Source organism: Fructobacillus sp. EFB-N1 (assembly GCF_001038455.1).
Lineage (GTDB): Bacteria > Bacillota > Bacilli > Lactobacillales > Lactobacillaceae > Fructobacillus > Fructobacillus cardui.
In genome coordinates this window covers 22,037-47,578 of sequence record NZ_LDUY01000010.1, presented here as the reverse complement: position 1 = coordinate 47,578, position 25,542 = coordinate 22,037, and the positions used below count along the sequence as shown (strand labels likewise).

General features: G+C 46.8%; 23 protein-coding genes and 1 tRNA gene. 1 reads left to right on the top strand and 23 read right to left on the bottom strand.

Annotated features, from left to right (window positions below):
- Positions 1-194: 194 nt before the first annotated feature.
- The 4 genes from FEFB_RS03420 to FEFB_RS03405 all read right to left on the bottom strand — a co-directional run bounded on the left by FEFB_RS03420 (position 195) and on the right by FEFB_RS03405 (position 3,313).
- A tRNA-Ser gene (locus FEFB_RS03420) sits at positions 195-284 on the bottom strand.
- A gap of 76 nt (positions 285-360) precedes the next feature.
- Positions 361-2,199, bottom strand: coding sequence for a translational GTPase TypA (gene typA / locus FEFB_RS03415; protein WP_047974848.1), 1,839 nt, complete (start codon positions 2,197-2,199; stop codon positions 361-363).
- Positions 2,200-2,253: 54 nt separating this feature from the next.
- Positions 2,254-3,045, bottom strand: a complete 792-nt coding sequence (locus FEFB_RS03410) for an inositol monophosphatase family protein (RefSeq protein ID WP_047974847.1) — start codon at positions 3,043-3,045, stop codon at positions 2,254-2,256.
- Complete coding sequence (locus FEFB_RS03405; RefSeq protein ID WP_047974852.1) at positions 3,038-3,313, bottom strand: UPF0223 family protein; 276 nt, start codon at positions 3,311-3,313, stop codon at positions 3,038-3,040. Before FEFB_RS03405 ends, FEFB_RS03410 begins: the two co-directional genes overlap by 8 nt.
- Before the next feature lie 205 nt (positions 3,314-3,518).
- Between FEFB_RS03405 and def the strand changes: the two genes are divergently transcribed.
- On the top strand, positions 3,519-4,097 hold the full coding sequence (gene def, locus FEFB_RS03400) for a peptide deformylase (protein WP_047974846.1): 579 nt from the start codon (positions 3,519-3,521) through the stop codon (positions 4,095-4,097).
- A 96-nt stretch (positions 4,098-4,193) separates the two neighbouring features.
- Here def and FEFB_RS03395 read toward each other — a convergent pair whose 3' ends face one another.
- The 19 genes from FEFB_RS03395 to parE form a co-directional block, all read right to left on the bottom strand.
- Positions 4,194-5,105, bottom strand: a complete 912-nt coding sequence (locus FEFB_RS03395; RefSeq protein WP_047974845.1) for a DnaJ C-terminal domain-containing protein — start codon at positions 5,103-5,105, stop codon at positions 4,194-4,196.
- 81 nt (positions 5,106-5,186) lie between these two features.
- Positions 5,187-7,034, bottom strand: a complete 1,848-nt coding sequence (gene dnaK / locus FEFB_RS03390; protein WP_047974844.1) for a molecular chaperone DnaK — start codon at positions 7,032-7,034, stop codon at positions 5,187-5,189.
- A gap of 99 nt (positions 7,035-7,133) precedes the next feature.
- On the bottom strand, positions 7,134-7,712 hold the full coding sequence (gene grpE / locus FEFB_RS03385) for a nucleotide exchange factor GrpE (RefSeq protein ID WP_369795899.1): 579 nt from the start codon (positions 7,710-7,712) through the stop codon (positions 7,134-7,136).
- 45 nt (positions 7,713-7,757) lie between these two features.
- On the bottom strand, positions 7,758-8,789 hold the full coding sequence (hrcA, locus tag FEFB_RS03380) for a heat-inducible transcriptional repressor HrcA (RefSeq protein ID WP_047974842.1): 1,032 nt from the start codon (positions 8,787-8,789) through the stop codon (positions 7,758-7,760).
- A 193-nt stretch (positions 8,790-8,982) separates the two neighbouring features.
- Positions 8,983-9,939 (bottom strand): riboflavin biosynthesis protein RibF, encoded by a 957-nt coding sequence (gene ribF, locus FEFB_RS03375; RefSeq protein ID WP_082131902.1) that lies wholly within the window; start codon positions 9,937-9,939, stop codon positions 8,983-8,985.
- A gap of 47 nt (positions 9,940-9,986) precedes the next feature.
- Positions 9,987-10,916 carry a tRNA pseudouridine(55) synthase TruB gene (truB, locus tag FEFB_RS03370; RefSeq protein ID WP_369795898.1) on the bottom strand — a complete coding sequence of 310 codons (930 nt, stop codon included), beginning with the start codon at positions 10,914-10,916 and terminating at the stop codon, positions 9,987-9,989.
- Between the two features lie 117 nt (positions 10,917-11,033).
- Positions 11,034-12,221, bottom strand: coding sequence for an aminotransferase class I/II-fold pyridoxal phosphate-dependent enzyme (locus tag FEFB_RS03365; RefSeq protein WP_047974839.1), 1,188 nt, complete (start codon positions 12,219-12,221; stop codon positions 11,034-11,036).
- Positions 12,222-12,499: 278 nt separating this feature from the next.
- A complete protein-coding gene (locus FEFB_RS03360) occupies positions 12,500-13,723 on the bottom strand; it encodes an aminotransferase class I/II-fold pyridoxal phosphate-dependent enzyme (RefSeq protein WP_047974838.1) in 1,224 nt (407 codons plus the stop codon).
- Between the two features lie 314 nt (positions 13,724-14,037).
- Positions 14,038-14,391, bottom strand: coding sequence for a 30S ribosome-binding factor RbfA (rbfA, locus tag FEFB_RS03355; protein ID WP_047974837.1), 354 nt, complete (start codon positions 14,389-14,391; stop codon positions 14,038-14,040).
- Positions 14,392-14,413: 22 nt separating this feature from the next.
- A complete protein-coding gene (gene infB, locus FEFB_RS03350) occupies positions 14,414-16,879 on the bottom strand; it encodes a translation initiation factor IF-2 (protein WP_047974836.1) in 2,466 nt (821 codons plus the stop codon).
- Positions 16,879-17,199, bottom strand: coding sequence for a ribosomal L7Ae/L30e/S12e/Gadd45 family protein (locus FEFB_RS03345; RefSeq protein WP_047974835.1), 321 nt, complete (start codon positions 17,197-17,199; stop codon positions 16,879-16,881). Before FEFB_RS03345 ends, infB begins: the two co-directional genes overlap by 1 nt.
- Positions 17,189-17,488, bottom strand: a complete 300-nt coding sequence (gene rnpM / locus FEFB_RS03340; protein ID WP_047974834.1) for an RNase P modulator RnpM — start codon at positions 17,486-17,488, stop codon at positions 17,189-17,191. The genes FEFB_RS03345 and rnpM overlap by 11 nt, the downstream gene beginning before the upstream one ends.
- A gap of 20 nt (positions 17,489-17,508) precedes the next feature.
- Positions 17,509-18,681 (bottom strand): transcription termination factor NusA, encoded by a 1,173-nt coding sequence (nusA, locus tag FEFB_RS03335; protein WP_047974833.1) that lies wholly within the window; start codon positions 18,679-18,681, stop codon positions 17,509-17,511.
- A gap of 24 nt (positions 18,682-18,705) precedes the next feature.
- Positions 18,706-19,182: a ribosome maturation factor RimP gene (gene rimP / locus FEFB_RS03330; protein ID WP_047974851.1), complete on the bottom strand. Its 477-nt coding sequence runs from the start codon at positions 19,180-19,182 to the stop codon at positions 18,706-18,708.
- A 176-nt stretch (positions 19,183-19,358) separates the two neighbouring features.
- Positions 19,359-19,628 (bottom strand): 30S ribosomal protein S14, encoded by a 270-nt coding sequence (gene rpsN / locus FEFB_RS03325; RefSeq protein ID WP_047974832.1) that lies wholly within the window; start codon positions 19,626-19,628, stop codon positions 19,359-19,361.
- Positions 19,628-19,777: a 50S ribosomal protein L33 gene (gene rpmG, locus FEFB_RS03320; protein WP_002815032.1), complete on the bottom strand. Its 150-nt coding sequence runs from the start codon at positions 19,775-19,777 to the stop codon at positions 19,628-19,630. The genes rpsN and rpmG overlap by 1 nt, the downstream gene beginning before the upstream one ends.
- A 128-nt stretch (positions 19,778-19,905) precedes the next feature.
- On the bottom strand, positions 19,906-20,811 hold the full coding sequence (locus tag FEFB_RS03315; protein WP_047974831.1) for a manganese-dependent inorganic pyrophosphatase: 906 nt from the start codon (positions 20,809-20,811) through the stop codon (positions 19,906-19,908).
- 77 nt (positions 20,812-20,888) lie between these two features.
- The gene (gene parC / locus FEFB_RS03310) at positions 20,889-23,321 is read right to left on the bottom strand and encodes a DNA topoisomerase IV subunit A (RefSeq protein WP_047974830.1); all 2,433 of its coding nucleotides are present in this window, start codon (positions 23,319-23,321) and stop codon (positions 20,889-20,891) included.
- 31 nt (positions 23,322-23,352) lie between these two features.
- On the bottom strand, positions 23,353-25,470 hold the full coding sequence (gene parE / locus FEFB_RS03305; RefSeq protein WP_304413443.1) for a DNA topoisomerase IV subunit B: 2,118 nt from the start codon (positions 25,468-25,470) through the stop codon (positions 23,353-23,355).
- Between the last annotated feature and the right edge of the window lie 72 nt (positions 25,471-25,542).

Sequence of the window (25,542 nt, the reverse complement as noted above, 5' to 3'; positions counted from 1 at the left end):
TCTTTGGGTTTTTATTTTAAATTTTCTCGTTCGAATTAATTATAGAATCTGCCAAAAATAAAAAGACGGCACAAGAGCCGTCCTCGATAGCATCCCCGCTATAAAAAATGTGTTATTTTGCTTGAAAGCTATAGCAACCCTAAAAAACAAAATTAGCTTAAGACTAGGTTTTTTAGGTCTCTTGAAATGTCCCAAGGAGCTAGCGGGATTTGAACCCGCACACCGCCATAAGACGGCTCGACGGATTTCGAGTCCGCTGCAGTACCAGATTGTGCCATAGCTCCAAAATAATAGTAACATGAAGTTGGTCCATGCCACTATGACTAGTTGTTTGTTTCAGATAGGATGATGCTTAAACGCTTACTTACGACGCTTAGCAGCCTTTTCACGCTCAGCAGTGTTCAAAATAGCCTTACGGATACGAACATTTTCTGGCGTTACTTCAACGTATTCATCATCGTTCAAGAATTCCATTGACGCTTCCAAGTTCATCTCACGTGGGGTCTTGATTGAAGCAGTTTGGTCCTTGTTTGATGAACGAACGTTGGACTGCGGTTTCATCTTTGTAACGTTAACAGAGATGTCATTGTCACGAGCGTTCATACCAACAACCATTCCTTCATACACGTCAACACCGGCGCCGACAAACATTTGGCCACGATCTTCAACACCCATGATTGCGTAGTTTGTTGTTTGTCCTTGGTTGATTGAAACCAAGGCACCATTACGACGTCCTGGTTCCCAATTCTTAACCATTGGACGGTATTCAGCAAATGTGTGGTTATAGATACCATAACCGTGAGTTGCTGTCATAAATTCAGTGGCGTAACCAATCAAACCACGTGAAGGTGCCATATAAGTCAAACGAGTTTGACCGTTTCCGACAGCTTCCATGTTTTGCATTTCACCCTTACGTTGGTTCAATGAATCGATAACAGTTGATGAATATTCATCTGGTGTATCGATTTGGATTGATTCGTAAGGTTCAGTGGTTTGACCGTCTTCCTCGCGGAAGATAACTTGTGGACGTGAAGCTTGCAATTCGAAGCCTTCACGACGCATATTTTCAATCAAGATTGAAAGGTGCAATTCACCACGTCCTGAGACCAACCAAGCACCAGCTTGGTCAGTGTCTTCAACACGCAAAGAAACATCAGTGTGCAATTCGCGCAACAAACGATCTTCGATTTGGCGAGCAGTCACAAACTTTCCTTCACGACCAGCAAAGGGGCTGTCGTTTTGACGGAAAGTCATTTGCAACGTTGGTTCATCGATACGAAGCAATGGCAATTCATCGTGATGAGCTGGATCAACGACTGTTTCACCAACTGAGATGTCTTCCATACCAGAAACGGCAATCAAATCACCGGCCTTGGCTTCTTGGATTTCAACTTGGTCCAAAGCGATGAAACCAGAAAGCTTTGTAACACGGAAGTTTTGTGATGAGCCATCAAGTTTCAAAACATCAACATTGTCACCAACCTTGATTGTTCCACGCTTGACACGACCGATACCAATACGACCAACAAAATCATTATAGTCCAACATAGCAACTTGGAACTGCAATGGTTCGTCAGAGTTGTCAACTGGTGCAGGAATCGTTTCGAAGACCGTCTTAAAGATTGGGTCCATCGTATGTTCTTGCTTGTCGATATCAGGATCAAATGATGATGTTCCGTTCATAGCTGAAGCATAGATAACTGGGAAGTCCAAATCATCTTCATCAGCGCCCAATTCGATGAACAAGTCCAAAACTTCATCAACGACTTCTTCTGGGCGAGCACCTGGACGGTCAACCTTGTTGACAATCACGATTGGTGTCAAGTGTTGTTCAAAGGCCTTCTTCAAAACGAAACGAGTCTGAGGCATGGTACCTTCAAAGGCATCAACGACGAGCAAAACCCCGTCAACCATTCCCATGATTCGTTCAACTTCTCCACCGAAATCGGCGTGACCTGGGGTATCCAAGATGTTGATCTGTTTGTCGCCAACACGAACAGCAGTGTTCTTTGACAAGATCGTGATTCCACGTTCTTTTTCAATATCGTTGGTATCCATCACACGGTCACCCAAGGATTCTTCCTTACGGGCGTCCAATGTGTCAGACTGCTTTAACAGTTCGTTAACCAACGTCGTCTTTCCGTGATCGACGTGGGCAATAATAGCGATATTACGAATATCTTCGCGAAGATTTGCCAATTTTATGTGCTCCTTTGTCTTTGCTACTCACAAGAAAGACTAGGGCTTCTCTCCCTAGTCTTTCACTATCTTGACTGACTCGCGATACGTCTTGGTTGTAGCGATTAATACTGTGTTTGATGATAGCATATTTAACGGACTTCCGTCAAGTGATTTGACCACGTAGCCGAGCGTTTCGGCCAAGACACGACCGGCCGCTAAATCCCATGGGGAAAGCTTTGAGAAATACCCCGTTGCTTGTTGTAAGAACAAGCGACTAAAGGAAATGCCAGCCGATCCCAAAACCCGATAAGCCAAAGCGGCAGCGGCAAGCGTCGCGTAGGGCTTTTCGCCACTAATCAGACGGCGGCCGGACACGATTAAAATCGATTCTGTCAGGCCAAGGTCGGCCACTGGTGCCAATTTTTGGTCGTTCATAAAGGCCCCAATTTCAGGGCCACCATGGAAGACCTGATTTGTCATCACTTTGGCAATCCAACCTAATGTTGGCTTTCCATCAACATAGAGGGCCACCATAATGGCAAAATCAGTTTTTTCATGTACAAAATTTAGCGTGCCGTCAATCGGGTCGATAAACCAGACATGACCTGCCATGGTTTCGGGGCGCTGCAAGTCACCTTCTTCGGCAACGATATGGGCATCCGGGTCGATTGACCGAATATGGTCAACAAGCCATGCCTGGTTGGTGGTATCGAGGTTGGTCACGATGTTGCGGAAATCCCCCTCTTTTTGACCAACCTGTAAATCTTGGTTCTTGGTTCCCCAAGCCTCACGACCGAGCTCGACCAACCAGCGTCGCACCGTTTGATCAACCTGGATTAATTGATTGCTCGTCCACTCAGTCATTGACTAAAACCCGCTTAACTGGCTTGTCTGTCAACTTCATCGTCTGATAGATTGACCGACCAGTTTGTTGCTCAAAATCACGGTCAAAGGCCTTTTGCTCCGACTTGGATGGGATTACGGTCAAGAACCGCCGGTAAGTCGTTAAGAGATATTCACGGTCACAGCCGCCCTCATAAACCTGCAAAACGGCATCAATCAAATTTGAAACCGCAATAATATCGTCCTGATTCCAATTACCGTCAATCGGAAGCTGGTATTGCTCTGCCATAGAAAATCCTTTCAAATGCACAATGAACATATCACCTCTATTTTAACAAGCTTTCACTCCCCTTTCCAGAAAAGCCAGCTGATTTAACAGTTAAATCCCCGTACCAATCCACGAAAAAATCAGGAAAGTCAAAGAGCAAAAGCCCGTTGCTAACTGATTTCTGCTATACTTAGAGTTGATAAATTGTAAGTAGGAGTTAACCAACATGACAATTCGTTTCACCATGGATAAAATCACGCGCGACGGTGACCCTGTTCTGCGTGACCAGGCTAAGGAAGTTCCCTTCCCTCTTAGTGCTGAGCACCAACAACTCGCCAAGGATATGATGACTTACTTAGAAGTCTCACAAGACGAGGAAGAAAATGAAAAGTACGGTCTACGCCCCGGCGTTGGCCTCGCTGCCCCACAGGTTGGAGAATCTTTGCAGATGACAGCCATCTTGATTCCCTCTGCTGACCCAGCCGAAGATGCCGAAGACAAGCCATTCTTCAAGGGTGTTGTCTTTAACCCCGTCATCGTGTCTGAAACGGTTGGACGGGCCGCATTGGAAACCGGTGAGGGTTGCCTCTCGGTTGACGAAGACGTTCCTGGCTTTGTCCCTCGGTCAAAGAAGATTACGGTTCGCTACCAAGACGAATCCGGTCAGACTCTGACAAAGACTTTGCGCAACTACCCTGCCATCGTCTTCCAACACGAAATTGACCACTTGCATGGCAAGTTGTACTATGACCACATCAACCGCCAAGATCCATGGCACGTGGATGATTCAACCAAGTACCTTTAAAAATCATAATCAAACACAAAAAGCCGACTCGTCTGAGCCGGCTTTTTTGATTGAACAGATGAAGACTAAAGACGTCTTAACTGATTTTAAATTGTCTTACTTATCGAAGATTGACTTCTTCTTAGCAACCTTAGCACCTGAAGCGGTCGCAAAGGCCTCTAAGGCAGCCTTCTGGTCCTTGTTAAGCTTTGTTGGCACAACAACGTTCAACACAACGAATTGGTCGCCATAGCCGTTACCATGCAAACGAGCAGCACCCTTGCCACCTAAGCGGAAGCGACGACCATTTTGCGTCCCTGCCGGAATCTTCAACTTCACTTCACCGTGAACCGTTTTAACGGGGATTTCAGCCCCCAAAGCCGCCGTGATAAAGTCGATGTCTTGCTGAAGGTAGATATCAGCACCGTCACGCTCAAAGCCATCCTTTGAAGCCGCAACGGAGAAGACCACGTACAAGTCACCCTGTGGACCACCATTAACACCGTCTTCACCTTGGCCAGACAAGCGCATCTGCTGGCCAGTTTCAACACCAGCAGGTACCTTCACCTTAACCTCGTGCTGTGAACGGTCGGCCTGTGAACGCGTATACTTAACGTTCTTTTCAGTTCCGAAAATGGCTTCCTCAAAAGTCAAATGCATCCGGTACTGGAGGTCACGACCCTTACGTGGTGCATTTGGATCCTGGAACCCGCCACCAAACATTTGAGAGAAGATATCGCCCAAATCAGAAAAGTCGCCGAAACCACCCTGAGCACCGCCGAAGCCGCCTTGACCTCCAAAGCCACCCTGGGCACCTGCAGCACCAAATTGGTCATACTGCTGGCGCTTTTGTGGGTCACCAAGCGTTTCAAAGGCTTCCTGAACTTCCTTATACTTGTCCTCTGCCCCTGGTTCATGGTTCAAATCAGGGTGGTACTTCTTTGAAAGTTTGCGATATGCTTTTTTAATTTCATCTTGACTAGCTGTCTTAGAAACTCCAAGACGGTCGTAAAATTCAGTGTTATTCACAAGCGGACTCCTTTGATTCAAATATGTACGGACCGAGCCGCAGCTGGTCCATTGTATCAATTTTCACTGGCAAAGAAAAGATTACTTCTTGTCATCTGGGTTAACTTCTTCGAAGTCACCATCAACGGTGTTGTCATCCTTCTTAGCACCTTCGGCACCGCCCTGTGCTTCTTGGGCTTGTTGTGCTTGCTGGTACAACTTCGTTGCCAATTCAGTAGCTACCTTTTGCAAGTCGTCTGTCTTGGCCTTCAAATCAGTCAAGTCAGCGTCTTCGGCAGCAGCATCTTCCTTAGCCTTCTTCAAAGCATCCAAGGCATCTTGTGTTGGCTTCTTGTCGTCATCTGACAACTTGTCGCCAACTTCTTCCAACGTCTTTTCAGTCTGGAAAATCAATTGGTCGGCGTTGTTGCGCGTTTCAACTGCTTCCTTCTTCTTGTTGTCGGCTTCTTCGTTTGCCTTGGCGTCGTTCATCATCTTTTCGATTTCTTCGTCAGACAAACCACCGGCAGCTTGGATGGTAATCTTTTGTTCCTTTTGCGTTCCCAAATCCTTAGCAGAAACGTTCACGATACCGTTACGGTCGATATCAAACGTCACTTCGATTTGTGGGACACCACGCTTTGCAGCAGGGATGTCAGACAATTGGAAACGACCCAAAGTCTTGTTATCAGCCGCCATTGAACGTTCACCTTGCAAAACGTGAATATCAACGGCTGGCTGGTTGTCTTCTGCAGTTGAGAAGACTTGTGACTTTGAAGTTGGGATTGTCGTGTTACGATCAATCAACTTCGTGAAGACACCACCCATGGTTTCGATACCAAGTGACAAAGGCGTAACATCCAACAAGACAACGTCCTTCACATCCCCAGTAATCACACCACCTTGAACAGCGGCACCCAAGGCAACGGCTTCATCAGGGTTGATTGAGTGGTTTGGTTCCTTACCAGTCATCTTCTTCACTGATTCTTGGACAGCAGGGATACGAGTTGAACCACCGTTCAAAATCACTTCATCGATGTCGTTAAATGACAAGCCAGCATCCTTCAAGGCGTTCATTACAGGTGCTTCGGCCTTCTTGACCAAATCAGCTGTCAATTCGTTGAACTTTGCGCGAGTCAAAGAAGTTTGCAAGTGCAAAGGTCCTTGGTCGCCAGAAGCGATAAATGGCAAGTCGATTTGTGCTTCAGTAGCCGAAGACAAAGTCTTCTTAGCAGTTTCAGCGGCATCCTTCAAACGCTGCAAGGCCAACTTGTCTTGCTTCAAGTCGATGCCGTTTTCCTTCTTAAATTCATCAGCCAAGTAGTCGATAATCTTAGCATCGAAGTCATCACCACCAAGGTGAGTATCACCGTTTGTTGACAAAACTTCGAAGACACCGTCGCCTAATTCAAGGACAGAAACATCAAATGTTCCTCCACCAAGGTCATAGACCAAGATCTTTTCATCCTTATCCAACTTGTCCATTCCATAAGCCAATGAAGCAGCCGTTGGTTCGTTGATGATACGTTCTACTTCCAAACCAGCAATCTTACCGGCATCCTTGGTAGCTTGACGTTGGGCATCGTTAAAGTATGCAGGAACCGTAATTACGGCCTTGTCAACCTTTTCTCCCAAGTAGTCTTCTGCATAGCCCTTGATGTACTGCAAAATCATGGCTGAAATTTCTTGTGGTGTGTAGTCCTTACCATCAACGGTTACCTTGTAACCTTCTTCGCCCATGTGAGACTTGATTGATGAAATCGTGTCTGGGTTTGTGATTGCTTGACGCTTTGCAACGTCACCAACCTGGGTCTCCCCACTCTTAAATGACACAACTGAAGGTGTCGTCCGACCACCATCAGGGTTTGTAATAATCTTTGGCTTGCCACCTTCCAAAACGGCAACAGCTGAGTTAGTAGTTCCTAAATCAATTCCGATAATCTTTGACATAGTATATCGACCCTTCCTATTTTTTAAATCATATTCTTAAGCTTTTTAAGGTGTGGTGCCAGAGGGCTGAGTCACCAGATATTTGCTATTTTGCAAATGTTATTGTGCAACCGCGACCATCGCTGAGCGAATGACGCGATCTTGAAGGACATAGCCCTTTTGAAAGACCGTTGCCACTTGGTCGGCCTTAATTTTGCCTTCTGCCGGCACGGATTGAACACCCTGCATGGTATTTGGATCAAAGTCATCACCAACTTGACCGACTTCTTGAATACCGTTGGTTGTCAACGCCTGCTTCAAAGTCTTCAACGTGATTTCAACACCCTTGTGGATTTGTGCCACCTGGTCGTCATCCCCCACTTCAACGGCAAGGGCGCGTTCCAAGTTATCAACCACCGGTAAGATGGCTTCGGCTAATTTCTGGCCGTCATACTTGCGAATATTTTGAATTTCACGAGCATTACGACTTTGGATGTTTTGAATTTCAGCCTGAGCACGAAGTAATGCGTCATCCTTCTTCTCAAGGGCTGCTTGCAAATCAGCTAGTGGATCCACTGCTGGTTCCTCCACTGATTCTGCTTGTGTCTCTTCTGATTTGTCCTTAGCTTCTTCTTGAGTTTGGTCTGCATCAGCAAATTCCTTTGCCTCTGTTTCTTCCTCAATATCAGCTTGCTTCAAATCTTTTTCATCTTCAGACTTCGCCACGGGCGTTCCTCCTTTTGGTTAAACATATTCGAGTAATTTTGTATCTAGTGCTTTGGCAAAGGTTGATAATAATCGGGCAACCTTAGCATATGGCATCCGAATGGGACCCACTAATGCGATCACACCGCCATCATCGCCACCGACCGAAAACGGTGCGGCCAGAATGGCGTAATCCTGCAAAAGCGACGTTGGTAACTCCTGACCCAAGCGAATCGTCACCGACTGTTTTTGTGTCACAGCCAATTGGCGCACCACCCCAGGCGAGTCAAACAACTCCAAGACCGACCGGGCTTCCTTCAGGTTTAAGTAGGCGTCGTCGGCCACCTCTAAGAGGTTGAGCCGACCACCAATGTGGACCTGCTCTTCAACCGATCGAGCCAACACTTCACCGAAGAGCTGTAGGAAAGCTGCCGGGCTTTCAACATTGCGTGAAAGCGTGACGGGCAACTCTTCTGAATTCATCAGTGAAAGAACCTCTTGAACCGGTCTGCCAACCATCTGTGCATTGATATAAGCCACCATGTCCGTTAAGGACGAGACGGTCATTTCTTTTGGTAGGCGGAAAGTTTGTGAGGTTACCTTCCCATCAGAAGTTGCTAGGACGGCCAAAACCTGTTGCCGTTCCAGCTGAATCAATTGGAAAGACGAGATTTTTAGGTTAACGGCCTTTGGCTTTAACACCAATGCCGTTAACCCCGTCATGTCTGCTAATTGCCGGGCCGTTTGGCCAAGCAAATCATCCAATTCATGGAAGTTACCACGAATCCGTTGGGCAATCAGCACAACATCTTGGTCAGAAACCTGGTCGGCCACCATTAAGTGGTCAAGGTAGTAGCGGTAACCAGCTTTTGAAGGAATTCGACCGGCAGAGGTGTGGAGCTTTTTAATCAGCTCGGCTTCCTCCAAGAAACTCATCTCATTGCGAATCGTTGCCGGTGAAAACTCCAAATTTAACTGGTCATGTAAGGTCTTTGACCCGACCGCTCGGGCGGTCTGGGTATATTCATAAATAATCGCCGCCAAAATTAATTGCTGTCGATCAGTTAGCATCAACCCAAACCCCCTTTAATTTTATTTAGCACTCAAAACTCTTAACTGCTAACAACTATATTATACAAAAGATTGAGAAAAATGCAAACTATTTTTAGCACTCTTTATAAACGAGTGCTAATTTTATGAAAAAATACCCATCTATCAACCTTATCAGCGATTATGTCATGGCAATGAAAAAAGCAGATTAAAATTAATCTGCTTTTTCTTGAAAGTATTCACGTGTCTTTTGTTGGTCAATCAGCAACTGGTCAACCAGGGCTTCTGCGGAATCGAACTTCACTTCATTGCGTAACTTCGCGTACCACTGAACCTTCACTGGCTCGCCATAAACCTCATCAGCGAAGTCAAAGAGGTTGATTTCAACTGTCACCGGTCGGTTCGCTTCAAAAGTCACATTGCGACCAATCGAGGCCATTCCATCAACCCAGCGGCCATCGACATAGGCGCTCACAGCGTAAACACCGATACCAGGCAGAAACTCAACTTCCGGCGTCCAAATATTAATCGTTGGGAAGCCCAGCGTCCGACCCCGAGCATCTCCATGGACAATCAGCCCAGTGGTCTCGTGGACGCGACCAAGACTTTCCGTTACGGCAGCCAAGTCACCGGTGGCTAGGTCCTGGCGGATCTGCCTTGAGGCCACCTTGGCAGCTGATTTACCGAGGGTCTTCTTAGCAACCGTCAGGACATCAAAGCGACCAGCAGCATATTCAGGCAGGTGAGCCATGTCAGCTTGGTACTCCTTCTTGCCGTAGCGGTGGTCAAAGCCCGCGACAACGGTATGAACTTGGAGAGGCAAGAGAATTTCTTTAATAAATTCTTCTGGATGCAGAGCCGAAAGGTGTGATGTCAATTGGAGGCAGTACACCCGCTCAACGCCAAGTTTCCCTAAGAGCTGAACCTTTTGGTCCAAGGGTGTTAAATCATGCCAGGGTTGGGGCAGCTTTTTAAACACCAAGCCCGGATAAGGGCTATAAGTCAAAACGGCCAGTGGCAAGCCATTTTCATGCGCCACCCGTGCTGCTTCCTGGATTACCTTCTGGTGGCCCAGGTGGACCCCGTCAAAAAAGCCCATTGCTAGCACTTGCTTGCTAGTCAACTGGGGCAATTCTTTTAATGGATAATGCAAAGATATTAATTCAGTCATGGGCATATTATAGCAGAGTTTCTGCAAATTCAATCACTTAGCTTCTTTCAATTTTGGGCAAAAAAATACCGCGACCGCCAGAGATTCTGGTCGACATCAAAGGCGTAGACCGCCAACAACTGGTCTTGGTCATACACCTGATAGTAACCCGCATCATTTTGTGACCAGGTGCTAACTGGAATCTTTTGCCCGTTCTTGACCGCAAAGACCTCGTCTTGGGTCAAGACCTTCTTTGGCCAAGTCAACACGGACTCAATGGAATGCACGTGCGTTAAAATTTCAGAATAATCCATCGCCAACAAGTCATCGAGTGGGACGGCTTGATCGATGGTAAAGCCAGAGCCAGCTGTCCGCTTCAAAGCAGTCATCGTCGCGGGCAGTCCTAATTTTTGACCAAGGTCATAGGCCAGAGTCCGAATATAGGTTCCCTTGGAAACTTGGGCTAAGAAGTCCATTTGCTGGTAAGGTTGCCCCTCAACCCAGGTTAACGGACTGGTCTGGTCGAAGCGATAAATAGTCGCCTCTCGCTTGGGCAGTTCAACCTCTCCCCCCGCTCGCGCATATTCATAGAGGCGCTTGCCGTTGACCTTAACGGCCGAATAAATTGGCGGAATTTGGATAATATCACCGGTCAAATCAGCTCGAGCTGCGTCGAGCTGACCCTGGTCAATGGCTGCTGTTAAAGGTTTTTCTTCAACAACTACTCCATCAGCATCCTGACTTTCCGTTGCATAGCCAAAAGTCACCGTCCCCGTGTAGGTTTTTGGCCGACTCTGCAAAAGGTCAATCAACTTGGTGGCCTTCCCCAAGGCGACAACCAAGACGCCCTCGACATTTGGGTCTAAAGTCCCTGCATGGCCAATCTTCTTCTGTCCGGTTACCCGCCGTAGTCGTGCAACCACACCAAAGGAAGTCATTTCCTTTGGCTTATTCACGACCAGCAGGCCGGATAGTTCGGGGTGCTTTTCTGTTGCCATCATCGGCCTCCATCTGTGCAATTAAAAAACCGACCAAAGTGCGAAATGATTCCAGCCCTAAAATTTGTCCAAATTGCAGGGTTGATAATCAAAAGCGTCTTTTAGTCGGTTCTTATTTTACCGATTTGCACGGGCCTTTTCAATGTAGTCCCGCAATTTTGCAAAGCCAATTTCTAATTGGTCTTGAGCAGTTGCATAAGAAATTCGGATATAAGCGTTCGCCTCTTTAAAGTGGGAGAAAGCTGCTCCAGGAATGACTGCAACCTTGCCCTCTTCTGCTAATTTTTCAGCAAAAGTCCAGCCATCTGTGCCAAAATCAGCCGGAATCTTGGCAAAGAGGTAAAAGGCCCCTTCGGGATCAACAACGTCAAAGCCAAGGTCTTCTAAGGTCTGCTTAGCAAAGTCTCGTCGATCTTGGTAACTTTCCTTCATGTAGTCCAGCTCTGCTCGCGTCATCTGCAAGGCCGTCTCTGCCCCGTCTTCGATAAAGGTTGGAACGGTGTAAGTCAAAGAGCCATGAATCTTTTGAATGTACTGCATCACACTTGCTGGGCCCAAGATAAAGCCAAAGCGGTAACCCGTCATGGCATGAGACTTTGAAAGACCATTAACAACCAATGTCTGTTCTGGCAACAGCTTGCCAATTGAATAGTGGTCATGGGCATAAGTCAATTCGGAATAAATTTCATCTGAGATGACCCAAATTCGGTGTTTCTTAAAGCAAACAGCCAGTTCTTCCAACTCCTCCTTTGAGTAAGTTACCCCAGTTGGGTTATTAGGATAGTTCAAGAGAATGGCGCGAACCGGTACCGTTGCTTGGGCCAAAGCTTCGTCAACGAGTGCCGGGGTCAACTTAAATTTATTCTTTGCCGTATCGATTGGCACGGCAACGCCATCGGCCAAGCTCAGTGAAGCAAAGTACGAACCATAAGCAGGCTCTGGGATCAAAAGTCCCTCACCCTTAGCAATCAAGGTCTTAAAGATTGACTGCATAGCTTCCGTTACACCAACGGTCACAACAACGTTATCAATACTTGGATAGTCAAGGTCATAACGATCCTTCATATAACCTAGAATTGCCTGACGAACACCTGGTTCCCCCTGAGAGTTTCCATAATGGGAACGGTTATTATTAATGGCGGCAATCGTCGCCTCCTTGACAACGGCTGGCGTATCAAAGCCCGGCTCTCCAAAGGTCAAAAAGGTTAAGTCCTCAATTCTTGAGACCTGTCGTTGGAAGCCCAACAACTTATCGGGGGCGATTGAAACAACCGCCTGGTTAACTGGTAAAAGTGGTTCTGTCATTTTCCTGGTTCCTTTCGTCTTGCTGGTGAAAGCAGCCATTCTCATGGCATCCATCGCACAATCCAGTCTACACGAAAATGAACTTTTTTGAAAGGATTTATGGCATTTTTATGAGATTCATCCTCATTTATCTTTTATAAATTAGCGCAAAAAAGGAACCTGCTCAATGACATGTCCCAATTTGGGGGCTCATCTCACAGCGGGTTCATTTTGTCGTGCTTCATCATGGTCGTTGCGGCCACCCATGGCAAAACTGATTTTTTAATGAAAGCCAAGGACTAGTCAGCCAAGGCCGTCATATCCTCTGACAGTGCCTCAGCAGTCTCTTGGGCTGCACGTTGTTTGTCTACAAATGTTTTCAAGCGCTTCAGGCCTTCCTGCAATTGCGCCATATCGGCCGCGTAAGAAATCCGAATAAACTTCTTTACTTCATCGAAGAAAGAGAAGCCAGCGCCAGGAATCACAGAAACCTTGGCCTGGTGAGCCAAGTCTGTAGCAAATGCCCAGCCATCTTCGCCCAAATCAGCTGGTAACTTGGCAAAGAGGTAAAAGGCCCCCTTTGGCGAAACCAGTTCAAAGCCCAAGTCTTCCAAAAACTTCTTAGCATAGTCACGGCGTTTTTGGTATTCAACCTTCATGAAGGCTAAGTCTTCCTTTGGAATCTGCAAAGCAGCGACTGCCCCATCTTGGATAAAGGTTGGTACGGCAAAGACCAAGGGACCATGCACCTTTTGAATTTGCTGGATTAATGCGATTGGTCCCAGGATAAAGCCGAGGCGGTAGCCCGTCATGGCGTGTGATTTTGACAAACCGTTAACGACAACCGTTTGGTCAGGCAAGAGCTTACCCATTGAATAGTGGTCACCCTCATAAGTCAATTCAGAATAAATTTCGTCTGAAATCACCCAGAGATCATGGCGCTTAAAGGCTTCTGCCAGTTCTTCAAGCTCTTCCTTCGTGTAAGTAACACCAGTTGGGTTATTGGGATAATTAAAGAGAATGGCATGCACGTCTTCTGTCGTTTCGGCCATCGTCTCATCAATCAAGGCGGGCGTCAGCTTATAAGCGTTCTTGCCCGTATCAATTGGAACAGCCGTGCCTCCAGCCAAACTCAAAGCTGAGAAATAAGAACCATAGGCTGGGTCTGGGATTAAGAGTCCCTGACCAGGTGCGAGCAAGGTCTTAAAAATTGATTGCATTGCTTCTGTGACCCCGACAGTCACAATCACATTATCAATACTTGGATAGTGAAGGTCATAACGGTCGGCCATATAGTCTAAAATGGCTGAGCGGAGCTTTGGTTCTCCTTGAGAGTCACCATAGTGGGACCGATCTTCCTCGATTGCTTGAATCGTCGCTTTTTTCACCGGCGCGGGCGTCGCAAAACCAGGTTCTCCAAAGGTCAATGAGACCAGCCCTTCAATATTGGCAACGGAGTGTTGGAAGTCTAACAGCTTGTCGGGTGTCAAGCTGACAACTGCATTGTTTAATGGTTTTGGCATGATGAAATCCTTTCGACTGATTCGTTCTGTAAGTGGACCAACAACGGCCCTTCTTCTTAGTTTCTTAGTCTACACAAAGTGCTTGGCTTTTCATAGGTGATAAACATGAAACTATTGTAAGTTATCGTGATTTTTAATCACTTTACTACTATCTATCATAACAAAAAGGGGTAAAAGGAAAATAAAAGCGCCGCTATTCGATTGCAATCAACATTATGGCGGTGCCTGGGCGCCCGGTAGCAGCTGATTTCTCAAAGGAAACAAAAAGGGACCTGCTCATCGCAAGTCCCTTTTTCAGTCAAGTTGCCTTGACCTTAATCCTTCTTGTGCAAACCGCGAATCAATTCTTCAATATGGTCACCATACTGAATTGAATTATCCAAGACGAAATGCAATTCCGGAATCTTATAAACTGTTAACCGTGCCCCTAATTCGCGACGAATCAAGCCTGAAGCGGCTTCTAAGCCGGCTTGAGCCTTCTTTCGGTCAGAAGCATAGTCTGACAAAATCGAGTAGTAAATCGTAGCGATTTGCAGGTCACCGGAAACTTCCACAGAAGTCACCGTTACGTCCTGAACTCGCGGATCATTCACTCGCTTTAAAATCAGGTCAGTCACGTCTTTTTGAATTTCCTGGGCCAAACGCCCAGCGCGTTGTGCATTTGCCATCAAGACCTCCCATCAGTAAAGCTTACTTAGGCTTTACTTCTTCCATGATGTAAGCTTCGACTGCATCACCTGGTTGAATATCGTTGAACTTGTTAACGGTGAAACCAAATTCGTAGCCGAACTTCACTTCGTTAACCGCATCCTTACCACGTTGCAAGGAAGCTAATTGACCATCATAAATGACCGTACCATTGCGGATAATACGAACCTTTGAATCCTTGGTAATCTTACCTTCTTCAACGCTGGCACCAGCAATGGTTCCAACCTTAGAGAACTTGAAGAGTTCCTTAACAACGATTTGGCCAATAACCTTTTCTTCATAAACGGGTTCAAGTTGACCCTTCATTGCGGCCGTCACATCGTCAATCGCGTCATAGATGACTGAGTAGAAACGCATGTCAATCTTGTCGTTATTCGCTTGTGACTTTGCAAATGGTGTTGGGCGAACGTTGAATCCTAAGATAATCGCACCAGAAGCTTCCGCCAAAGAAACATCGGATTCGTTAATGGCACCAACAGCAGAGTGAACAACATCAACTCGAACGCCATCAACTTCAATCTTCTTCAACGAACCAGTCAAAGCTTCAACAGAACCCTGAACATCGGCCTTGACAATAACTGGCACTGTCTTCATGGCCTTTTCAGCCATCGTGTTGAACAAAGTATCCAATGTGACAACAGAACCGGCGTTACGAACTTCTTCACGAGCACGCTTTGCACGTTCTTCACCAGCTGCACGAGCAGTCTTTTCGTCTGCCATGACGATAAAGCGGTCACCAGCCAAAGGCACTTCGTTCAAACCAGTGATTTGAACAGGTGTAGCTGGCTTAGCTGCATCGATGTCTTGTCCCTTTTCGTTGGTCATCGTCCGGACACGACCATAAGTGTTTCCAACAACGATTGGATCACCAACATGGAGCGTTCCCTGTTGAATCAAAACAGTTGAAACAGGACCGCGACCCTTATCCAAACGAGCTTCGATAACAGAACCACGAGCAGGTTGTGTTGGGTCAGCCTTCAATTCCAGAACGTCAGCTTCCAACAAAATCATTTCCAGCAACTGGTCAACGTTCTTTCCAAACTTAGCTGAAATTTGAACGAAGATCGTGTCACCACCATATTCTTCAGGAACCAAATCATGGGCCATCAACTCGTTCATGACTTGTTCAGGGTTAGCCCCTTCCTTATCAATCTTGTTAACAGCAACGATTACTGGCGTACCAGCGGCCTTAGCATGGTTAATCGCTTCGATTGTCTGTGGCTGCACACCATCATCGGCAGCAACAACCAAAACCGTGATATCCGTCACGTTGGCACCACGGGCACGCATTTCCGTAAAGGCCGCGTGACCAGGAGTATCCAAGAAAGTAATCAACTTATCGTTCAAGCGTGCTTGGTAGGCACCGATATGCTGTGTGATTCCACCAGCTTCGCCAGCGGTCACGTTCGTCTTACGCAAGTAATCCAACAGCGTTGTCTTACCGTGGTCGACGTGTCCCATGATGGTCACAACAGGGGCACGTGGTTCCAAGGCCTCTTCGTTAATCGTTTCATCATCGAAGAAGCGGTCGATATCGGCCACATCTTCTTCTTCTTTTTGCTTTGCTTCAATACCATAATCAGCTGCCAAAACCTCAATGGTATCTTCATCCAATGACTGGTTTTGGTTGGTCACAACACCAAGTAAGAACAACTTCTTAATGATTTCAGTGGCATCACGGTGCAAAAGCTTAGCCAAGTCCTGCACGTTCATGCCGACCTTGTATTCCAAAACTTCTGGCAATGGCTGTTCCTTACGAACCGTCACTGGCTTCTTTGGCGCTTGCTTAGCTGCAATGCGACGAGCCTTCTTTGAGCCGTGTGGCTTGTCGTTACGGCGTGGTGTTTGCTGACCAGTACCGTTGGTATTGCGCTTGCGAGTGTTATTCCGAGCAGAATTGTTGCCTGAAGCAAGTGAGCCACCAAAGCGACCTTGACCAGAATTAGCTTCTGTCTTAACCCCTGAAGCAGCTGGCTTAGCAGCGGCTGCTGCAGGCTTCTTTGCTTCGGCCGGCTTCTTAGCAGCTGGCTTCTTCTTGGCCTGTTGCTTTGCTTCTTGGGCCTTCTTGTTTTCAGAAACGTATTCCTTCAAACTGTCATCTTTTTGAGCAGAATAGTTAATCTGCCCTTCCCGTGGCTTTGTTGACCATGACTTCTTTTCACGAATCATTGGTCGACCGGCATTGTTACTCCGATTGTTGTTATTGTGTCGACGGTTACCGCCTTGACCCCGTTGGCCGTTACCTGGGCGGTTGTTATTGTTGTTGCGGCGGTTTTGTTGACCACCTTCTTGTGTCTTTGGACGAGGCCGGTTTGAATTTTGTGGCTTGGCTTCATCTGATAATTTAGCGGCGTGTCGACGCTGAGAAGCAGGCAATTCTTTTCTTTCTGGTACTGCCTGTTTGCGGGTCGGCCGGTTGGAACCTGAAAACTTTTTTTCTTCTGCCATTAATTCCGCTCCTTTTCTTCGAGTAATTGTTTGATTTTTTTCGCAAAGCCATTATTGATGATGGCCATAATCGACCGATTTAAGCCAATTGCTTGACTCAATTCATCCTTGGTAAAATCTTCAACCAAGGTCACCTGATAAAAGCTGGTTTTGTCCCGAAATTTCTTTTGCTGGCTGGCACCACCATCTTTTGGGAAAAAGGCAACTTTCGCCTTTTGACCTTGAATAGCAGTTAGCGTGTCGTTGGTCCCGTAAACGAGGCTTTTAGACATGCGCGCCAAACCAAGTAAGTGTAAGATTTGTTCTTCTTCACTTTTCATTTTCAAATAACTCTTTTCGGGCTTGCTGATGGTCAACATAAGCAAAGAGTTCTTCATAAAAAGCCGGATCAATTGGCATTGAAAAGGCCTTTTCAAAGACGCGCTTTTCCTTTGCTTCCTTGGCAACCTCACGGTTTAAGGAAATATAGGCACCGCGACCGTTTTGTTTACCAGAGGGATCTAAGAAGACCTCCCCTTCCTTATTTTTAACGACCCGGACCAGGTCCTTTTTGGCAAACATTTCGCCAGTCACGATATCTTTTCTTAAGGGAACCTTCCGTGTTTTCATGAAAGAACCTCCTCTAATACTTAGTCTTCTTGGTCTGTTGCTGCTTGGTTATCATCTGCTAGTTCAACAGGTGCCTGAGCTTCCTCAATCACTACTTGGTCAGCAGTATCAGCCGTTTCGTTTGCTTCAGCCTTTTCAACCGCTAAGTCGCGGGCTTCGCTTTCGGCCTTGATATCAATCTTAAAACCGGTCAAACGGGCTGCCAAACGGGCGTTTTGGCCCTTCTTACCAATTGCCAATGACAATTGGTCGTCCGGTACAATCACAGTGACAGATTGCTCGTTATTGGCATCAAAAATCACGTCCGTTACTTCGGCTGGGTTCAATGCATTGGCGATGTACTGGGCTTCATCTTCCACCCATTCCACGATATCCATATGCTCGCCGCCCAATTCCGTCACAACAGCTTGAACACGGGCACCACGTTGTCCAACTAAGGCACCAACGGGGTCCAAATCAGCATCGTGCGTGTAAACCGCAATCTTTGACCGATCACCAGCTTCACGGGCGATGGAAACAATTTCCACTGTACCATCGTAAACTTCTGGCACTTCTTGTTCAAACAAACGCTTGACCAAATCAGGTGCCGTCCGTGAAACAAAGATTTGTGGTCCCTTCAAGGAATTGTCAACCTTGTTCACCAAAACCTTGATGCGATCGCGCATGCGGTAGGTTTCATTTGGCATTTGGTCGCCCTGTGTCATCACAGCTTCCTGCTTGCCTGGCAACATCACGTACAAGAAGCGGTTGTCCTGACGTTCAACTTCACCAGTGATGATTTCATCTTGGTAATCTTGATACTTGTCATAGATTGCTTGACGAGTTGCTTCGCGCATCTTCTGCACGATCACCTGCTTAGCTGCCTGCGCAGCCATCCGACCGAAATCCTTTGGTGTGACATCGAAACGAATTTCGTCACCCGGTTCGTAGGCCTTGTTAATTTCCAAGGCTTCCGTCAAAGGAATTTCAGTATCAGGGTCAACCAAGTCATCATCCAAGACAACCAGCTTGACCTGCTTAATGGTCATTTGACCCTTCTTATCATCAAAAGTTGCTTCAACATTTTGAGCCGCGTTGTACTGCTTCTTATAAGCGGCCTTCAAAGCATTTTCCAAAGCTTCTACAACAACTTCGCGGTCAATTCCACGTTCTTGCTCTAAGGCATCTAAGGCTTGTACTAATTCTTTACTCATTTGCTTTCTCCACTTTCAATTAGTTTAAAATTGAACGGCCACAATGGCTTTGGCAATTTCATCAAAGGTAACATCCAACTGCTCTTGATCACTTTGTAGTGACAAACCGTTTTCATTTAAATCAGTGATTTGACCGGTCCATTGCTTTTGACCATCCTTGGCCGCAAATAAAGCAACGGTCACTGCCAAATCGCCAGCCTTCGCCCAGGCAAAGTGCCAAGGTTCGGCCAGGCTACGGTCCATCCCAGGAGAAGCAATGTCTAACATATACTCACCTGGAACCGGATCAACTGCTGCATCATCCAAGGCCTCATTGACCAACTGAGTAAACTCAGTAATCTGCGCCATGGAAATGTTTTGGTGGTCTGGTAAATCAACTAACACTTCGACTGTTTTCTGTCCACCAACTTTCTTGATGTTTAAATCCCAGAGCAAAAGCCCCTGTTTTTCAATGATTGGATTTAAAATCTCAAGCAAGGCTTGATTCTTTGCCTGTGCCATCCAAACTCCTTTTTGGTTTTCTGCCATAAAAAATGAGCCGGTCAAATCCCCCTGACCCGCTCATTTACAACCTCTATGTAAATTAACTTACTTTTATCATAGCTGATTTTACTAGAAAAAGCAAGGCAGGCACAAAAAAACCACAGCAAGGCTGTGGTTTAAAAGGTATTAAATTCTTACCAAGAAGCCTTACGAACACCAGGAATCTGGCCCTTGTGTGCTAATTGACGGAAGTTCAAACGTGACATACCAAATTCACGCATGTAACCGTGTGGGCGACCATCGATTTGGTCACGGTTGTGAAGACGAACAGGTGATGAATCCTTTGGCAAAGCTGCCAATCCGATGTAATCACCAGCAGCCTTCAAAGCGGCACGCTTGTCAGCGTACTTTGCTACCAAAGCTTCACGTTGCTTTGCCTTTGCAATCTTTGATTTCTTAGCCATTACTTGATCTCCTTGAATGTTACCACTTTACGAAGTTTTGGTGAGTACTTCTTCAACTCCAAACGGTCAGGCGTATTACGACGGTTCTTTGACGTCAAGTAAATACGCTCTCCAGTTTCATCATTGCCTAATACGACATGAATACGCATATTCCCTGCTCCTCGAATGTTAGATTTTTTTATAAAAATTATTTGCTTGTCAATACAAAATAATATTATACATAGATTTTAGACGGCTGTAAAGCCCATTTCTCAGATTTATCGAAATAATTCTGAGCTTAGAATTGACCCTGCAATGGTGGGACCACTTGCTTCTTCCGGGAAACAACCCCTGGCAAGTCAATCACATCATTTTCAAGCTTGGCACCAAAGGCAGCTTCGATTGCTTCTGGGGCATCGCCAATATAAAGACCCTTTGAGTTTGAGTTCAAAATGTCTGTAATCACAAACAAGAAGTCCTCATAACCAGCGGCCTTGATTGCCTTTTCCAAGCCTTCCTTACGAGCCAAAACATCATCAATATCAACCGTGTTCACTTGGCCAATCCGGAATTCGTGTGAACCCATGGTAAAGGACTTAGCATCCCCTGCCAACAATTCTTCATCTGTCCGCGTTGACAAATCAGTTCCGGCCTTCAACATGGCCAAACCATAGCCATCCAAGTCTTCGATACCAGCAATTTTAGCTAGTTCAGGCAAGGCCTTACGGTCAACATCCGTTGTCGTTGGGCTCTTCAACAACAAAGTATCTGAAATCAAACCAGAAGCCAACATTCCTGCGACCTTAGCAGGAATTGTCAAACCAGCTTGCAAGTATTCATAGTACAAAATTGTTGAGACAGAACCCCATGGCTTCGCCGTGATATACAAAGGGGTTGCATTTTCAAAAGCAAACTTGTGGTGATCGTAGATGCCATAAACTTGGACATCAGCCAAATTATCAACTGACTGTGCGGCTTCGTTGTGGTCAACCAAAACAACTTCTGCTGTTTCGGCCTTGTCAATAATTGGCAAGGCTTCTAAGCCAAAGTGATCCAACGCAAATTGCGTTTCGGCGTTTGGCTTTCCTTGCGCAACGGCTTGGGTTTCCAAACCTTGTTGTGCCAACAAATCAGCGGCACCCATTGCAGAAGCAACGGTGTCACTATCTGGGTTCTTGTGTCCAAAAACTTGAATCTTCGCCATGTCTTTTCACTCCTCTAGTGCCAATTTTTTTGGCAACTGTCAATACTTAGATTGTAACCCGAATGGGTCTACTTTGCCTAGTCATTTTCCGTTAAATTCAACGGGAAAATGGCCGTTGCTTGCCCATCGCTCTTCACATCCAATAGTGCCTGGCCGTTGCTTGTCCGGCTTGCTAATGAATGGTCGGCCAACTGGATATCAAAGTCCTTTAAGTGGTCCGTTTCAATCCGCAAAGCACCCTGATCAGGGTCAACGGCTGTCGCGGCAGCAATCTCATAGGAAACGGTCTTTCGTGGACTAAGGACTTGCAAGCCCTTGTTGGCTCGGTGACCAAGTGTAATGTCCTCTAACAAGCTGTACTTAAAGGTTCCTTGGTTAGTCACCAAGGCCAGGAACTTAGCACTTGGTGCCAAAGCTAATACCGCAACCACGGTATCGCCCTCGGTCAGCTTAATCGCCTTCACGCCAGCAGTCCGCGCACCAACAACTAGCACATCAGCCAATTCGAAGCGCAAGGCCAAACCAGTCTTCGCCAAAACCAAAACTTCTTCCTGCTTAGTTACCAGCGTTGCCGTGACCACCCGTGAATCCTCTGTCTTGAGCTTCATCACGATTGCTGATTTCTTTTTGTAGGACTTTGGCACAATGTCCTTGAGCAAACTTTGCTTGATAAAGCCATCATTGGAAGCGAGCAGGAAGGCCTGGTTGCTGTCGGTTTCGGCAACCACGTAAGCCTGAATAATACTTTCCTGGCTATCCCAGTTCGAGAGCGCCTGCGAGAAGTGTTCCCCTGGTTCCTTCCACTTGTACTCCGCCAACTCATAAATTGGCCGGTAAATCAGGTTCCCAAGATTTGTAAACATCAGCAAATGCTGGGTCGTGTTCGCCGTTTGATTCAAGACAACGGCATCATCCTCAGCTAAGCCGTTTTCGGCAGCAGAGGCCTTGTAAGAGCGCAATGATGACCGCTTGGCATAACCATTCTTTGAAACCAAGATACGAACATCTTCGTCTGGTACCGTCACTGCCGTGTCGATTACCAACGATTGGATTTCTTCTTCGATTTCCGTCAAGCGTGGGCTCGCATATTCCTTCGTGATGGCCTTCAATTCGGTCCGAATCACATCATGAAGGGCTTCCTCTTCATTCAGAATTTTCTCGAGCATGGCAATCTTTTCAGCTAATGCCTTGTGTTCCTCTTCCAGCTGCGTCACATCGGTATTGGTCAACCGGTACAGCTGCAAAGCCACGATGGCTTCGGCCTGTTCCTTAGTGAATTGATATTCCTTCACCAAGTTCTCCGTTGCATCCTTGCGGTTCTTTGAGGAACGAATCGTTGCCACCACTTCATCAAGGATGGACAACATCCGAATCAGCCCCTCAACGATGTGTTGGCGAGCTTTCGCCTTCTTTAAGTCATAAGCTGACCGCTTGCGAACAACTTCCTTACGGAAGTCCAAGAAGGCGGTCAAACCGTCCTTCAAGGTAACCAAAACAGGACGTTGGTCATGGATGGCCACCATGTTGAAATTGTATGAAATCTGCAAATCCGTCTTCTTAAAGAGGTAAGTCAAAATCCCATCGGCCGAGGCATCCTTGGCCAATTCAATCACAATCGACATTCCCTCACGGTCGGATTCGTCACGAACTTCAATAATGCCGGCAACTTCTTTGTTGGCCCGAATCGCATCAATCTTAGCAACCAAGTTTGATTTCACGACCTCGTATGGCAACTCCGTCACTTCAATCTTTTTCTTGCCGCTCTTCAGATCAGAAACCGTCGTCTTCGCACGGACAACAACCCGGCCGCGACCGGTCTTGTAGGCCTGCTTAATACCATCGATTCCCTGAATGATGCCACCCGTTGGAAAATCAGGTCCCTTGACGTACTTCATCAAGGCTGACAACGGTGCATCGGGATGGTCAAGCAGATAAACCAACGCTTGGTTAATTTCCTTTAAGTTATGGGGCGGAATATCAGTGGCATAACCAGCTGAAATCCCGGTTGCCCCGTTAACAAAGAGGTTTGGTACGCGAGATGGGAGCACCGTTGGTTCGTAGGTCGTATCATCGAAATTCAAGACCATTTCAACCGTATCCTGGGCTAAGTCCTTTAAGATTTCCCCGGATAACTTCGTCAACCGCGACTCGGTATACCGCATCGCAGCGGCCGGGTCGTTATCAATTGACCCGTTGTTCCCGTTCATATCAATTAATGGTTCGCGGACCTTCCAATCCTGGGACAAGCGAACCATGGCCTCATAAATTGAGGAATCCCCGTGGGGGTGGAAGTTTCCCATCACGTTTCCGACTGATTTAGCCGACTTACGATATGGGTGGTCATAGGTATTTGAATCCTGGTCCATGGCGTACAAAATCCGCCGCTGAACCGGCTTGAGACCATCACGGATATCCGGAAGGGCACGTTCTTGGATGATATATTTTGAATATCGACCAAAGCGCTCACCCATCACGGCTTCCAATGAAAGCTCAGTAATGCGGTCTGCCATACTGACAATCCCCACCTTTCTAAATTAATTATTAAAACAAGTCTAAGTTCTCAACGTGGTCTGAAGCTTTGCCTGCTGGGTCATCCGCCTTTTGCTTAGCTGATTTTCCCTTAGCAACGATCACCTGGGCCTCTTGGTCGTCGTCATCATCGACATTGTGACCAGCCATCGCCTGTTCAAAGACCTGGGCATTGGCTTCGTCACCCCCGGCAACGTTATCCAAAATCGAACCGTCTTCCTCCAGGGTAAACTGAACGTTGTTTTCAATCCACTGACGGCGAGGATCAACCTTATCACCCATCAACGTTGTTACCCGCTTTTCGGCCAAAACGGCATCATCAATCTTAACCCGAATCAGCGTCCGCGATTCAGGGTCCATCGTGGTTTCCCAAAGAAGTGGCGCATTCATCTCGCCCAAGCCCTTAAAACGCGTTAATTCGTACTTCACCTTAGCCGCTGACGTAATCGTTGCTAGTTCATCATTTGTCCACGCAAAAGAATCTTCCTTCTTGCCACGGTACTTCACCCGGTAAAGTGGTGGTAAAGCAATGTAGACACGACCGGCTTCAATCAATGGCCGCATGTACTTATAAAAGAAAGTCAACAACAGGGTTTGAATGTGGGCCCCATCATCATCGGCATCGGTCATGATAATGATCTTATCAAAGGCCGCATTTTTAATATTAAAATCAGGACCAACCCCGCCACCAATAGCGTAAATCAGCGTCGAAAGCTCCTCATTTTTTAGGATGTCCGCTAATTTTGCCTTTTGGGTATTTAAGACCTTCCCACGCAACGGCAAAATTGCCTGGAACTTCCGGTCTCGGCCCTGCTTAGCGGAACCGCCGGCTGAATCACCCTCGACCAAGAACAATTCATTCTTATCGGCGTTCTTCGACTGGGCTGGCGCTAACTTTCCAGACAACAAGCGGTCACGCTTGCCCTTTGACTTGCCAGTTCGGGATTCCTCACGGGCCTTACGGGCAGCCTCACGGGCTTCACGAGCGCGAAGTGCCTTACGGACAATCTTTTGACCAAAGTCACCGTTTTCTAGCAAGAAGCGAGACAAAGTTTCATTAACAACCCCATCCACAGCCGCACGGGCCTCGGTCGTTCCTAATTTATCCTTTGTCTGTCCTTCGAATTGCAAAATTTCTTCTGGGACACGCAAAGAAATGACGGCCGACAATCCTTCTCGAACGTCTGACCCTTCAAGGTTCTTATCCTTTTCCTTTAAGAGGTTAACTCGTCGAGCGTATTCATTAAAGGCCTTTGTCCATGCCGAGCGGAAACCAACTTCGTGAGTACCACCGTCTTGTGTCCGGACGTTGTTAACAAAGGATAGCAAGGTCTCGGAGTAGCCGTCGTTGTATTGGGCGGCAACGTCAACCAAAATGCCGTCGGCCATTCCCTCAAAGGTCATCACTGGGCCCAAGCCCTCTTTTTCCTCATTCAAGAATTGAACAAAGGATTGTAGACCGTGGTCATAGTGGTAAACCTCTTCACGAACGGGGGTAACCCGCTTATCCGTCAAGGTAAACTTGACCCCTGACATCAAAAAGGCCGACTCGCGTAAGCGTTCAGCCAAAGTATCAAACTTAAAGACAGTGGTTGAAAAAATGCTTGCATCCGGTTTAAACGTGACCGTTGTCCCGGTATGATCCTTGGTTGGACCTAAATCAATCAGAGTGCCAACTGGGTGGCCCCCATTTTCGAAAGTTTCTTCAAAGCGGTGACCATCGCGAACGATTGTCACCTTCAGGTGTTCCGACAAGGCGTTGACAACGGATGAACCAACACCGTGCAGACCACCAGAAGTGGCATAACCACCCTGGCCAAACTTCCCACCGGCATGGAGGACCGTCAAAATGACTTCAGGCGTTGGTTTTCCAGAAGAGTGCATCCCCACCGGCATACCACGACCAAAATCGCGAACAGTAATGGCATTATTTTCTTCAATGGTTACCGCAATATCATTACCGAAGTCTCCTAAGGCTTCATCAACGGCATTGTCGACAATTTCATAAACTAAATGGTGGAGTCCACGTCCATCAGTCGATCCGATATACATACCGGGGCGTTTTCGGACCGCCTCCAATCCTTCTAAAATTTTAATTGAATCTGAGTCGTAGTGTGTTTGCTTTGCCACGGTCTTCTTCCTTCTCGTCATTTCGTCTAGGATAACGCGCTCTTGTTAGTTAAAACAAGTGGTGCTACTATC